This window comes from Actinobacillus equuli, from assembly GCF_900636745.1.
Classification (GTDB): domain Bacteria; phylum Pseudomonadota; class Gammaproteobacteria; order Enterobacterales; family Pasteurellaceae; genus Actinobacillus; species Actinobacillus equuli.
Genome location: NZ_LR134310.1, coordinates 2,369,950 through 2,383,599, shown reverse-complemented (window position 1 = coordinate 2,383,599; position 13,650 = coordinate 2,369,950). Strand labels below are relative to the sequence as shown.

The following is a 13,650-nucleotide window of genomic DNA, read 5'->3' as shown; positions in this document are numbered from 1 at the left end:
AAAGCACTACCTCAAAATAATGCCTTAACCCCTTATAAAAATCATATTAGAAAGTAATTGAACCGTTTACGTAATACACTGGCGATTTGTGATTTGGTCTTGTTGCCAATGTCTGCAATGGTTTCGCATAAGTAAATGATAAAGACATATTCTTCACTTGCGCTTTCATCCCTGCTGCAATTCCCGATAATGTCTTATTTAATTTAGGTGATTTTTGGTACACGCGTCCAATATCAACACCAATAAAAGGGGATAATGTCGATAAATAAGCCTTTTGCGGATAAAACGGTAAGGTTAAGGTTTGCGATAGATACGCCCCTTTATCACCGGATAATACGCTTCCTTTAAAACCCCTTACCGTATATTCATCACCTATTGAAAATTGATTATCCGAATACAAACTGTCAGAACTATACTGTCCACCAATACGCATTTGATAACTCGCATTTCGTTTAAATAATTCAACCGGTTTATGCCAGTTGAGTGACGTTGAAACAAGACGTAAAGTCTTTTCCCCCTTAGTGTCATAAGCCAGCTTATTCGCATTAAACCAGTTCAAACCGTTGGTATAAGAAACATCGCTATATAATTTACCGTTCCAAAGCTGGCTAATATGAGATAAACCCACAGTGACTTTATTATGATGTAAATTGCCCACTAGACGATTGGCTACGTGGTTTTGACGCTTTTTGAACTCGAATTCACTATACGCAAATAGCATACTGCTTTTGTTACGTGTCAATAAGCGCGATAATTTGATATTCGCCGTTTGCGTTTTGCCTGAAGAAGAATAAGTATTAAAACCTTTTAACTCTTTTTCATAATCAGATTGGGATACTCGAGTTTCAAATGTGTAGTATGAAAACGGTTGAACATAACTTAATGAATAATTCTGTTGATTATTTTTTGTGTGTTGTTTATAAAAACGGTAGCCTGTTTGAAATGCCCATGTGTCATTTGTACCTAATACATCGCTCCAAGTAATATTCGCCGTAACCTGATTACGACCATTGCGATTATTCTCTGCCCCTGAATTATTAAAACCTAACGTTAATGTCGGTAAACTATTTCGCTGGGTAACTATATTTAGATTCGATTTCGCATATTCATCGCTGGCCAAGACTTTTATTTCCGCCTCTTTATTATTGGTATTGAGGATTTCTACAAATTGGTCGATATCGTGAACATTAAAGACTTTATCTTTTAAATTAGGTAAAACGGATACCATTGCCCTATCTTTAAAAGTACTTGGCTTCTCATTGTTTACATAAATATCATTCACCATGCCCCAGTGAACAATGAAAGTAAGATGGCCATTCTCTATCGCTTTGTCTTTTAAACCTATAGCACTCGTGACATAACCCGCATCATATAAAACGGATGTGAGCTCTTTAACTAAATTGAGTACAACTGCCGAACTCAGCGGTTGATGCTTATATTTTTCAATAACAGGATTAAAATTTAATGCGAACGTTTGTTTATTAAGGTCAATGTCAATTTGTGTAATTTGCTGACCGTTCTGTTCCGCATTGGAATCTAAAATGGGAGAGGAAGTTTGTTCTTGGGAAGCGTCTAGAAATTTTTCAGCCCTTTGTAAATTTTCTTCTGCTTCATTTATGGTTTGTTGGTGTTTTAACCGTTGTATCTCTTGACTTAAAGGGTCTTTTTCCTCAGCAGTCACTGACTGATTCGCCATCGCCGCAGATAAACACAGCATACAAAGTAGCGTTTTTTCATACTTCTTAGACATAATTGCTCCATGGGTAATAGGTTCCGAAATATTATGTCTACGAATTTTATATTAACTTACAATTAACTTACAGTTTTTTCACGAAAAAAAGTAATTTTAAGTAAATTTATAGATTGTAATATAAAAAAAAGCGGTTAAATTTCCAGAAAATTTTGCAAAAAATCTGAAGAATTTAACCGCTTGTTTTATTGGTATTAAAGATAAATCAGCTTATTAATACTGCTTCTGTAACTCCTCTTTATAAAACATTTGTTTGGTGTGTACACCTTGTAACATCTGGTAGTAATAATCATAAGTCAGTACGTTTTGTACATAACCTCGCGTTTCATAAAATGGAATTGAAGCGATAAATTCATCCATCGCTAATGTACCGTTACTACGAGCCAACCACTTATCTACCCGACTTGCACCTGCGTTATACGCCGCGGCAATCAAAATGCGGTTATTCGGATACTTCACATTTAGCTCATTTAAGTGTGCCGTAGCTAACATAATATTTCTAAGCGGATCAAACAAATCTTTATCGTTCTCAAACGGTAATCCCATATTTTTCGCCGTTAATGCCGCTGTACTCGGTAACATCTGCATTAGCCCCATAGCGTTGGCGTGTGACTTAGCTTGACTACTCCAAGCACTTTCTTGACGAGCAATTGCCATCGCAAAAGTTCTAGAAACACTTTTTTCCGTGAGATTCAAATCAAACCACTGCGTATAAGCATTCGGTAGGCGTAAATCAATATAATCCCATGCCTTTGCCTGAATCGTTGCTTCAACCGCTAAATCGTACCAGTCTCGCTGTTTAGCATATTCGCTGAGGCCTAATTGCTCTTCAAACGATAATCCCTTTAACCATTCGGTCCATAGTCCCTTAGCTGATTCGAAACGATTAAGCGCACGCCATTCTTTAATACGCATAAATTGCGGGGTAAATTCTGTGATTTGTTCTGCCGTTAGCGATTTTACTGCCGGTTGTTCAAACTGATAAACTTTAGCTAATTGCTGAGCGGCTAGCATCGGATAAAAGCCTCGTTCTTTCGCTAAATCGGCAAACTGTTGAGCCCTTTTTTGTGAATCTTTCTCTGTTTTCGCTAGCCAATAACGCCATTCCGCTTTTTGTTTAGCCTCATCCGATAATAAAACAAGCCACGTATCCAGCTTCTCTTGTTTCCACAACGCCATACGTAGGCGGCGTTCGGTCAGATTATCAGCTTTTAACGTTTGAAGCTCATTATCACGCCAAATTTGCCACTCTCCTGACTGATTATCAAAAAAGCGACTGATAAACGCTGTTTTCCATTCTTTTAGTTCTGCCGGTGTCAATTGCCATTTTTCTGCCCAAGTTTGATAAGGTGCAAAATTAGGTGATGGAATATCTTCAGCTAATGATTTCAACAACTTAGGAAAAGTGAACATAACTAATGCTTTATTATGTTCAGTAAGCGGTTGATTTTGGATAAAATTTTGCAAATGGCTTACGTTGTTCTGCAATTTGCTTACTTCACTAAGCCATAAAGCAAGTTCTGAATCTTGAATATTTAAACTCAAAATTTCCAAACCTTTAGGCGCGTTTTGCTTAAATAATTCAACTGCTTTTAAGCGAATTTTTTCCGCTGTTTTACCGCCTTGATCACGCCAATAAGCTTCAATATCGGCACAACTTTGCGGTAATTCAACCGTTTTTAGCCAGAACTTTTCAAACTGCCCGAGTAAATCAGTCATTACACTCTTTACTGCATTTGCTGAAACCGTACTTTGCACTGCCTGTTCCGCCTCGGGGTTGATCTGTGCTTGACTGGCGAATAACTGATATTGTGCGGAAAACACTCGACACTGATTTTCATTGCCTTCCGGCGTCACTTTTTTGGCATATTCGAGCAATTCTGTCCATTTTGCCGCCTGATACAATTGTTCAAACGGCAATTGGTCCAAACGTCTCTGATAAGGCGAGTTCGGATATTTTTGTGCAAAAGAGGCTATTTCTTGTTCTGTAACTTGCTTCATCGCAAGCTTGGTTTTCAGTAATTCCCATTCAGCTTCCATTTCCAGCGGATAACCGGCTAAGGCATTAATAAGCTTATGGCTTAACGCTAATGCATCCGGAGTCAGCTGCTTTTTCGCTTGTGCCGCTTTCAAAATTGCCTCTAACTGTTCAAAATAAGCTCTTTGCTTGGCTAACGTCTCTACGGTTTGTTGCTCGGTTTGCCATTTGTCAGTTAATTTTTTTTCTAATTCGGCTTGTAGCTGAGCGACCTCTGCTTCACTGTATACTTTTGTTTTAGACTTTGCTGCAACACTTATATTTACTGAAGCTGCAACCAATAAAGCTACAAATGTTTTTTTCCACATTCTTTCTTCCTCCCTTTTCTTTACTTGAGCAAGTTAGGCACAAAAAACCGCTTGAAGTTTCCTACAAGCGGTTAGTTATATTATTTTGATGGTTTATTCGTCCATCACAACTTTACCGATAAAATCAAGATTGCGATATTTTTGTGCATAATCAATACCGTATCCAACTACGAATTCATCCGGAATGGCAAAACCGGCCCATTCAACCGGTACTTCTACTTCACGACGTGAAGGTTTATCCAATAATGTACAGATTGCTACCGAACGAGGCTCACGCAAATTCAAAATATCACGCACTTTGCTTAAGGTAAAACCGGTATCAATAATGTCTTCAACAATTAAAACGTCTTTACCGTGAATCTCACCATCAAGATCTTTTAAGATCTTAACATCACGACTTGATTCCGTACCCGAACCATAGCTGGATGCGGTCATAAAATCGACTTCAACCGGCACATCAATTAAACGCACTAAATCCGCCATAAACATAAATGAACCACGTAGTAACCCCACAACAACTAGGTTCTCGCAATGTGCGTGTGCATAGTGATGATTAATTTCTTTAGCAAGTTCTATAATACGAGATTGAACTTCTTCGTGAGAAATGAGAGTTTCAACGTGATGTTTTTTCATGATTTTTTCCTATATAATGATTTACATTCAAATTTTAATACTTTCATAAAGAAATGTAAATAAATCTAATTTACTGTATAAACACTAATTCTATTATAAAATGCTCACTAATCCAACAACAATAAATATCGTTCTTGCTGCTAATCAGTCCTATACAGATTACTTAATAACAACCATTAAATCCATCTGCTATCATAATAAAAATATTAAGTTTTTTATACTAAATAGAGATTTTCCTTCTGAATGGTTTTATGTACTAAATTGTAAATTAACAAAATTAAATTCTAGTGTTATTGATATTAAAATCACTAACGAGTCCATTAAAAACTTTAAGACTTACCAACATATTTCATCAGATACTACCTATTTCCGCTACTTTATCCCAGATCTTATTCCCGAAGATAAAGTACTATACTTAGACTGTGATTTAATTGTAACCGGCTGCTTAAAACCGCTTTATAACGTTAACTTAGAAAATGATTTCTTAGCGGCAGTAAAAGATGATATAGCGCAGAAAGCATACAATAATTATAGCTTTAACGCAGGTGTTTTATTGATTAATAACCGTCTATGGAAAGAAAATAATATCACCAAACTTGCACTCGAATTATCCGAAAAATACGTAGAACACCTACCCGACGCTGATCAAAGTATTCTCAACATTATTTTTGAGAATAAATGGCTAAAACTGAATCGAGGGTACAACTACTTAGTGGGTGTAGATTTTCTATATCCTCAACTTGGTTTAACACATTTATTAGAAAACTTTCCTGCACATATTACGCCACTTATTCTTCATTTTAACACCGAAGCAAAACCCTGGTTAATTCATTATAAAACAAGATTTCGTGATACGTATTGGTTTTATTATTCCCTCGAATGGCAAGATATTTACCAAGCCTATACATAAAAATTAAGCCCTGATTTTACAGGGCCTAATTTTTTTATTTTAATTGTTGGAATGCCTGACGAAGATCCGCTTTTAGGTCTTCAACGTGTTCAAGACCGACAGAGAAACGCAGCAAGTTATTAGTAATACCACGAGCAATACGCTCCGCTTCCGGAATATCCATATGCGTTTGGGTCGACGGGTAAGTGATAAAACTTTCCGTACCACCTAAACTCTCCGCAAAGGTAATCAAATTGATCGCTTTTAAGAATTTCGGCACCCACTCTTCTTTTTGTAAACGAAATGAAAGCATACCGCTCTTACCTGAATAAAGTACGCTATCAATCTCAGGCTGTTCACTTAAGAACTTCGCTAATTCAGTTGCATTCGATTGGTGGCGCTCCATACGCAACGCGAGGGTTTTTAAGCCACGCACCGCAAGATAAGAATCAAACGGCGAAAGCACTGCGCCAGCACAGTTTTGGAAGTAGAATAAGCGCTCTGAAAGGTTTTGACCCGCTTCGTTTTTGGTTGCTTCCGAATCTTTTGCAACGATTAAACCGGCTAACACATCGTTGTGACCAGAAAGGTATTTCGTTGCGCTATGAATAACAATATCCGCACCGTGTTCGATCGGACGGAATAAAATCGGAGTTAAGAAAGTATTATCCACAATTAACATTAAGTTATGTTTTTTCGCAATTTTTGAAATTGCGTCCACATCACACTCTTCCATTAATGGGTTTGACGGTGTTTCAACAAAAATCGCTTTAGTGTTTGGGGTAATTGCTGCTTCAATCGCCGCCAAATCTGCAGTATTTACATAAACCGGTTTTACCGTATTATGGTGTTTATGACTGAAATCGAATAAACGGTAAGAACCGCCATATACATCGCTTGAAATAATCCATTCATCCGGTGCTTTGAAAAGCGACATCACTAACTGAATTGCCGCCATACCTGATGCCATTGCAAAACCAGCATCACCGCCTTCTAAATCTGCAATACCTTGCTCTAACACGGCACGGGTTGGGTTTTTGGTACGAGTATAATCCCAACCTGTTGATTCACCTAAACCATCACGGCCATAAGCAGTTGATAAAATAATCGGTGTTGCTACCGCACCCGTACGAGGATCAGTACGGTTACCTAATTGTACTAATGTAGTTTCAATATTGTTGTATTTGGTCATTTTTCATTCCTTTCATTATTTATTTTAAACGCACTCAGTGCGTCCCTACATTCAATCCAAACTATAAATTATTCAGATCCAAAACATCCGTCATATCAAACAGACCATTTTCTTTTGTATTCAACCAGTTAGCAGCTCGCACTGCACCGTTGGCGAAAGTCATACGACTTGAGGCTTTGTGGGTAATCTCAACACGCTCACCTTCATCGGCAAACCATACCGAGTGTTCGCCGACCACATCACCGGCACGAATGGTTGCAAAGCCAATTTCATCACGTTTGCGTTCACCGGTAATACCTTCACGGGCAAAAACACCGTGTGTTTTAAGATTACGTCCAAGCGTTTTGGCGATATGTTCGCCCATTGATAATGCTGTGCCGGACGGTGCGTCCACTTTATGACGATGGTGAGCTTCAATCACTTCGATATCGCAATAATCGCCCATCACTTTTGCCGCTTTTTCTAATAATTTGAATACGAGATTCACGCCGACACTATAGTTAGAAGCAAACACAATCGAAATTTGCTCTGCTGCCGCTTGAATCGCTTGTTTACCCGCATCATCAAAACCGGTTGTACCAATCACCATTTTTTTACCGTTTGCTACGCAAAATTTAATATGCTCAAGAGTACCTTCTGGACGAGTAAAGTCGATTAATACATCAAAATTGGTATTTTGGCTTAACTCATCGCTAATTTTTACCCCTGTTGCACCAATGCCCGCCACTTCACCGGCATCCGCACCGACTAAACTTGAACCTTTACGTTCAAATGCAGCTCCTAACTCCACGCCTTCCGCATTTTGTACCGCAATAATCAGATTGCGTCCCATACGACCGCCGGCACCGACGATTCCGATTTTTAATGTCATTGTGTCTTCCTCTATAAATTCTTGTTCTTATTAAAATAAGCGGTCTGATTTTGCCATAAATTTGCAAAATTTTGTGAAAATTTTACCGCTTATTTATGTGGATTTTGCTTATTGGGGTTTACGTCCCATGACCGCAATATGTACGGTAATTTCTTCTCTATCGTGATAAAGATGTTTCGCTTGAATTTTAAACCAAAAACCTTGTTTTTCGAGTTCTTCTTCAAGATACGCTAAACATAATTGCACTTCTTGATAACGTTTTTTCATCGGCAATTTTAAGTTGAAAATCGTTTCTCGACACCAACCGTTAATTAACCATTTACCGATTAATTTGCTTATCCGCATTGGCTGTTCCACCATATCACACACCAACCAGTCAATCGTTTTACGTTTAGGCGGTTGGAATTTAAAACCGTCTTCAGGGCAATGCTCAATGCGTCCGGTTTCATGTAGGCTTGCCGCCATTTTGCCGTGATCCACCGCATACACGAATACGCCACGTTTAACTAGTTGATAGGTCCAACCGCCCGGGCAAGCCCCTAAATCCACACCGGTCATTTCATCGGTAAAACGTTTTTTCTCTTCCGCTTCCGGAATAAAAGTGAGGATCGCTTCTTCTAATTTTAAGGTCGAACGGCTTGGGGCTTCCGCCGGGAATTTCAAACGGGGAATTCCCATAAAAAACGGCGATTTATTATCATTATAGGCATAACCAACATAGCAACAACCCGGACGGACAAACAAAATATGTAAGCTGATACTACCCTTTGCACGTTCAGACTTAGTTAGCCAACCTTGTTTTTTCAAACTATTACGTAACGGCACGGTGAATTTACGGCAAAAGGTCAGTAATTCTTTTGCTTCGTTAGTATCCGGCGTTTCAACAAAAATATCCGAACTATGACGAGGATTTAACGCTTGGTATTGAGCCAAAATTGGTGAAATGCGATCTTCGACAGGCAGAGCTTGTAACATATCGCCGACTACAATCATTTGACGAGCAAAAATCAATTGTTCGAATTTTAATTCTCTTGCTAAGCGATCCGCATCACCTGCTTGATAACATTCAAAAATAATATAACCACTATTTTCTTTTAAATTCACAAAGCCGAACACACCAAATTGTGCCGCTTTATCGGTAATCTCCCCGGCGGTTTCTTTTTCGAAGCCCGCTCGGCAATATAATGCAAGTTTATTCATAGGTTTTCTAATTGATGAAAAATGTGATTAGTATAGCGTTTTACACACTATTTTGATAGGAAAAACAAGTAATTGATTAAAAACACAATATGGATATAATAACAGGTATTGTTTTTGCAGTGATGTGAAAACAATAGGTGGCAGGGAGAATGCAAAAATCCCTGCGGGAACAGGGATTTTGCGTTTGACCTGCTTTTGATTAACTCATTAGACAGGAACGATAAAATGCAATTTAAATTAACCTGTAACGAAGGTAAATTGCAATTGTCAATCAAAATTGATGTCGGAATTATTCTAGCGTTGATTGCGTTGGCAAGTCAGTACCTGACACCATAAAGCAAAAAACAATGTTTTCCGCCTATTCTAACCAATTAGACGGTTTTTTTAGCACGTAAACTTACAAAAATTAACGCTGCCCAGCCAATCATAAAAAATACGCCGCCAAGTGGTGTACTCCACACAAATAATCGCTGACCGAATAAGGCTAAAGCATATAAACTGCCGCTAAATAACAAAATACCTAATATCCAACTCCCGCCAATAATGTTTAGGGCTTTTGCTCTGCAAGCGGGCGGATTTTGTGCGGAATTTACCAATTGGAACAAACCTAAAGCCAATAAAGCTAAGGTATGAAACATTTGGTATTGAAGACCGGTATCAATCCAACCTAACGCTTTTGCTTCTAATATTTTAGCTAGTCCGTGAGAAGCAAAAGCACCAAAAGCAATACAGAAAAAACCGCTGATTGCCGCAAATAAGATAAATTTATTTTTCATCATTTCTCCTTAAAAATTTTGCTAACTATAACAGCTATTCTATAACCTCGGGAGAATAATCTAGATAAGCGGTCGATTTTAAGTAATTTTTTGCAAAAAATTTGGAAAAAATGACCGCTTGCTTTCATTTGTCATAGCATAAATAGAAAAACGCACTAAAGCATTTAAACTCTAGTGCGTTTTGTTTTACCTGTTTATAACACTATGCTTGTGTATATTTCGGTTCTTTAAATACGGTTACTTCCGGTGCAACACCAGTAAATTTCTCTACTTGTACCGTTGCCGTATTCGGTGAGTTACCTTGTGCTAATTTTGATGTACCTTCATCACGCGTTAACACATTCGGGTTACCGTTTTTACAAAGCGGTTGTTCTGATTTACCGAGATCCATCGGATCATACCAAGCACCTTCATGCAACGCGATCGTGCCTTTAATGATACCGTCTGTTACCACTGCACCCGCTAACACCTGACCACGTTTATTGAAAATGCGCACGATATCACCGTTTGCGATACCACGAGCGGCCGCGTCTTCAGCATTAATTAATACCGGCTCACGATCATTGACTGCATAAAGTTTACGCAATGAGCTGTAAGCTAATTGACTATGTAAACGATATTTTGAGTGTGGGGTGACTAAGGCAAGCGGTGCGTCTGCGGTTGCATTACCGGCGAACTCTTCGTGTTCCATCCAAGTCGGGTGACCTTTACAATCATCGTAATTCATTTTCGCCACCACGTCTGAAAAAATTTCAATTTTGCCTGATGGTGTACCTAGTGGATTGAGTAACGGATCGTTACGGAATTCTTCATAACGTACCCATTTTTTCGCTTTTTCAGTCGCTTTAAAGGTAATCGGCTTGTTATCCGCCCAGAACTGTTCAAATTTAGGCATTAATACACGGTTTTTACGTGCCGCATCAAATGCAGTTTGATAGAAACCTTTTAACCAATCCATTTCTGATTTACCTTCGGTAAATTCTTGTTCTTTACCTGCACGTTTTGAAAGCTCTGCGAAAATATCGTAATCGTTTTTCGCTTCAAATTGTGGCGGAACAACTTGTTTCATAGGGAAAATATTCATCATTGAATAATCGCCCGACATGGTTAAGTCATTACGTTCATAACTTGTAGTTGCCGGAAGTACAATATCCGCCATACGTGCGGTTGGTGTCCAGTGACATTCGGTAACAAACACACTGTCAGGTTTTTGCCATGCTTTAACTAAGGTATTGGTGTCTTGGTGATGGGTAAACGGGTTACCGCCTGACCACCAAATCACTTTAATATCCGGATAAGTCACTTTCGTGCCGTTATAGTCAATTGTTTTACCCGGATTTAATAACGCATCGGAAATACGAGCAAGTGGGAAAGAGAATTTAGAGGTTTCATCCAACCAAGTTTTTGCGCCCGCTTCAGTAGACGGATTTGCAGAAATTGATCCTAAAATACCACCGGTTGCAGTCGGTGCACCACCATTTGAATAGTGGTAGCTAAAACCGAAACCGCCACCCGGTAAACCGATTTGACCCAGCATTGACGCCAATGTAACTAACATCCAGTGACCTTGCTCACCGTGGCGTTGACGTTGAATACCCCAACCAGCCATTAACATCGTGCGTTTACTTTGTAGTTCTAATGCCAGTTTTTTGATCGTCTCTGCCGGCACGCCACAAATTTTACTTGCCCATTCCGCATCTTTCGGTTGTTTATCTTCCGTACCTAACAAATATTTCTCAAATTGTTCGTAGCCTTTAGTGTATTTTTTGAGGAATTCTTTATCGTGTTTATCCTCAGTAACTAAAGTATGTGCCATACCTAACATTAATGCCACATCAGTACCTGTATGAACCGGAATCCACTCTGCGCCTAAATATTCACAACTTTCGCTTCTTACCGGGTCAATACAGATAATACGTTTGCCGCTTTCTTTGAATTTCTTGAAGTATTCCAAACCTTGTTGATCAGTCGAAGTCCAAGCAAGACGCAATGTATTTAACGGGTTCGCCGACCATAACACGATAACATCCGTGCTTTCTAAGACAACTTCCCAGCTGGTTTGCTGTTCATACACTTCAATCGTACCTAATACATGCGGCATAATCACTTGTGCCGCACCGGTTGAATAGTCGCCTTTCACGCCGACAAAACCACCGGTAATATTTAAATAACGTTGTAATAATGTACGCGCTGCATGTAAGGAACCTGAACTATACCAACCGTAAGAACCACCGAAAATTGCGCTTGGGCCATGTGCGTCACGCACACGTTTCATTTCGTTTGCAACTAATTCAAACGCTTTATCCCAAGAAACACGTACCCACTCATCACGACCACGTAAAGTCGTATCTTTATTACCTTCTAAGTAACCTTTACGTACCATCGGATATTTAACTCGAGTTTCACCGTGCACTTGATCAGGCACAACCGTTTGTAGTTCATTCTCGATTGACGAAGGCATCGCCGGGCCGGATTTAACCACTTTACCGTTTTCAACGACAACACCTAACGCCCCCCAGTGTGCCGCTGTCATCACGGTTTGCATTTCTGCCGCTGCCGCTTCCGTTGAAATTAGAGCATTTACACCACCGCCCGCCAAAGATGTCCCTGCAAGGCCGAGAGAAGTGTTTTTAATAAAACCACGACGACTTGCATTAATTTTTTCTTGAGTTTTCATATGCATAACCCTCTGAAAGTTAAGTTAAATTTGACACCTTTCTAAACACGAGGGGATAGCGCATTTCTTTACTATCCGGTGTGGTAAGCGGTCTGATTTTGCAAAAATTTTGTGAATTTTGACCGCTTGTCACAGGCTTGTATCCCTTATCAGCGACTTAGGCATACAAGCTCGGTATCCTGTAAGTTAAATAAAATTAGTGTGAACTACCCGCAACATCTTTTGCGTTACGTTGTAGATAGATAGTTACCGCACGCACATCATCTGCTGTCATTGAAGTACGGTCTTTCATTGAATTCACTACACCGATCCATTGATTTGCCGTATAGTGATCTGCGCCGATCGGTGCATGGCAACCGCTACAATGGGTTTGATTTAAATTGTCACCAAAACGATTAAGCGCTTGAATATCGGCTGTTAACGCTGTTTTTGGTAATGTCACTTCAGCGCTCACTTCTTTCCAGTCTGAATTGGTTACATCATCATGTACAGTTTGATGAACGCTTAACTTGTCTTTCGCTTCATCTGCGACTAAACCCACCATAATACGTTGACCTAGCCCCATATAAATGATGCTTTCCGCACCTACTTGCTGCCAGCCTTTAATTGTGCCGGCAACCTTATCACCGGATTCTTTCCATTGTGATAACTCTGCAAACGGTAATAAACGAATTTCTCCTCCCTGTGTCACCTGTGCCGGCGCCATCGCTAAGTTATATAATGTTTTGTCATCCGCACTAAATTGTCCGGCGTGTTTGGTTAATTCACCCAATGCCGCACTGTTATCTACTTGCATTTCCGGCATAAAATGAGCGATACCTTTATGGCAATCGATACAGGTTTGATTGGTCTCTTGCGCTAACTTATGCATTTTTTGCGCCGCTTCTTTTTGCTCACTGATGAGCATCGCATCAAAGCTGTGACAGCTACGGCAAGTTGCCGAATCCGTTTCTTTCATTTCCGCCCAAACACGTTGTGCCATCTCTAAACGATTCGCTTCATAGGCTTCTTGATCCGGTAATTTATTGGTTACAAAGGTATGCCACACATCTTTTAATGCAACAACTTTAGCCTTTACGTAATGCAAACCGTCTTGAGGAACGTGGCAATCCGCACATTCCGCACGAATCCCTTTGCGGTTAGAAAAATGCACACTACCTTCCCATTCCGCTTGCGGATGGCTCATAGAATGACAACTTACGCAAAACTCAGTAGAACTTGTCGCTTTCATCACAGACTGTACACCAAATAGAGCCGCAGCTCCTAACACCATACACACCACTCCGCTTACTAACGATAATTTAAATTTGGACATT

10 protein-coding genes and 1 riboswitch are annotated in these 13,650 nt (G+C 39.6%); of the genes, 1 reads left to right on the top strand and 9 read right to left on the bottom strand.

The features are described from left to right. Positions 1-46: 46 nt before the first annotated feature. The 3 genes from EL121_RS11230 to hpt form a co-directional block, all read right to left on the bottom strand. Positions 47-1,750, bottom strand: coding sequence for a ShlB/FhaC/HecB family hemolysin secretion/activation protein (locus EL121_RS11230; protein ID WP_081978353.1), 1,704 nt, complete (start codon positions 1,748-1,750; stop codon positions 47-49). Between the two features lie 213 nt (positions 1,751-1,963). Then, on the bottom strand, positions 1,964-4,096 hold the full coding sequence (locus EL121_RS11225) for a transglycosylase SLT domain-containing protein (RefSeq protein WP_039196793.1): 2,133 nt from the start codon (positions 4,094-4,096) through the stop codon (positions 1,964-1,966). Between the two features lie 93 nt (positions 4,097-4,189). Continuing rightward, positions 4,190-4,729 (bottom strand): hypoxanthine phosphoribosyltransferase, encoded by a 540-nt coding sequence (gene hpt / locus EL121_RS11220; protein ID WP_039196792.1) that lies wholly within the window; start codon positions 4,727-4,729, stop codon positions 4,190-4,192. 100 nt (positions 4,730-4,829) lie between these two features. Here hpt and EL121_RS11215 point away from each other — a divergent pair, with 100 nt between their 5' ends. Next, on the top strand, positions 4,830-5,639 hold the full coding sequence (locus EL121_RS11215; RefSeq protein WP_039196791.1) for a glycosyltransferase family 8 protein: 810 nt from the start codon (positions 4,830-4,832) through the stop codon (positions 5,637-5,639). Positions 5,640-5,673: 34 nt separating this feature from the next. On the opposite strand, the gene EL121_RS11210 is transcribed toward EL121_RS11215, so the two are convergent. The 6 genes from EL121_RS11210 to EL121_RS11185 all read right to left on the bottom strand — a co-directional run bounded on the left by EL121_RS11210 (position 5,674) and on the right by EL121_RS11185 (position 13,649). Beyond that, positions 5,674-6,810 carry a methionine biosynthesis PLP-dependent protein gene (locus EL121_RS11210; protein WP_039196790.1) on the bottom strand — a complete coding sequence of 379 codons (1,137 nt, stop codon included), beginning with the start codon at positions 6,808-6,810 and terminating at the stop codon, positions 5,674-5,676. A gap of 61 nt (positions 6,811-6,871) precedes the next feature. After that, positions 6,872-7,681 carry a 4-hydroxy-tetrahydrodipicolinate reductase gene (dapB, locus tag EL121_RS11205; protein ID WP_039196789.1) on the bottom strand — a complete coding sequence of 270 codons (810 nt, stop codon included), beginning with the start codon at positions 7,679-7,681 and terminating at the stop codon, positions 6,872-6,874. A gap of 108 nt (positions 7,682-7,789) precedes the next feature. Further along, positions 7,790-8,881, bottom strand: coding sequence for a 23S rRNA (cytidine(2498)-2'-O)-methyltransferase RlmM (gene rlmM, locus EL121_RS11200; RefSeq protein ID WP_039196788.1), 1,092 nt, complete (start codon positions 8,879-8,881; stop codon positions 7,790-7,792). 371 nt (positions 8,882-9,252) lie between these two features. Beyond that, positions 9,253-9,657, bottom strand: coding sequence for a DUF423 domain-containing protein (locus EL121_RS11195; RefSeq protein WP_039196787.1), 405 nt, complete (start codon positions 9,655-9,657; stop codon positions 9,253-9,255). A gap of 202 nt (positions 9,658-9,859) precedes the next feature. Then, a complete protein-coding gene (gene torA, locus EL121_RS11190; RefSeq protein WP_039196786.1) occupies positions 9,860-12,334 on the bottom strand; it encodes a trimethylamine-N-oxide reductase TorA in 2,475 nt (824 codons plus the stop codon). A gap of 18 nt (positions 12,335-12,352) precedes the next feature. Next, positions 12,353-12,523: riboswitch (molybdenum cofactor riboswitch) on the bottom strand. 7 nt (positions 12,524-12,530) lie between these two features. After that, positions 12,531-13,649 carry a NapC/NirT family cytochrome c gene (locus EL121_RS11185; RefSeq protein ID WP_039196784.1) on the bottom strand — a complete coding sequence of 373 codons (1,119 nt, stop codon included), beginning with the start codon at positions 13,647-13,649 and terminating at the stop codon, positions 12,531-12,533. Position 13,650 lies beyond the last annotated feature (1 nt).

Coding starts and splice junctions, on each gene's coding strand:
- dapB (WP_039196789.1), bottom strand. CDS start 7,681: ATGACATTAAAAATCGGAATCGTCGGTGCCGGCGGTCGTATGGGACGC.
- EL121_RS11210 (WP_039196790.1), bottom strand. CDS start 6,810: ATGACCAAATACAACAATATTGAAACTACATTAGTACAATTAGGTAAC.
- hpt (WP_039196792.1), bottom strand. CDS start 4,729: ATGAAAAAACATCACGTTGAAACTCTCATTTCTCACGAAGAAGTTCAA.
- rlmM (WP_039196788.1), bottom strand. CDS start 8,881: ATGAATAAACTTGCATTATATTGCCGAGCGGGCTTCGAAAAAGAAACC.
- EL121_RS11215 (WP_039196791.1), top strand. CDS start 4,830: ATGCTCACTAATCCAACAACAATAAATATCGTTCTTGCTGCTAATCAG.
- EL121_RS11185 (WP_039196784.1), bottom strand. CDS start 13,649: ATGTCCAAATTTAAATTATCGTTAGTAAGCGGAGTGGTGTGTATGGTG.
- torA (WP_039196786.1), bottom strand. CDS start 12,334: ATGAAAACTCAAGAAAAAATTAATGCAAGTCGTCGTGGTTTTATTAAA.
- EL121_RS11230 (WP_081978353.1), bottom strand. CDS start 1,750: ATGTCTAAGAAGTATGAAAAAACGCTACTTTGTATGCTGTGTTTATCT.
- EL121_RS11195 (WP_039196787.1), bottom strand. CDS start 9,657: ATGAAAAATAAATTTATCTTATTTGCGGCAATCAGCGGTTTTTTCTGT.
- EL121_RS11225 (WP_039196793.1), bottom strand. CDS start 4,096: ATGTGGAAAAAAACATTTGTAGCTTTATTGGTTGCAGCTTCAGTAAAT.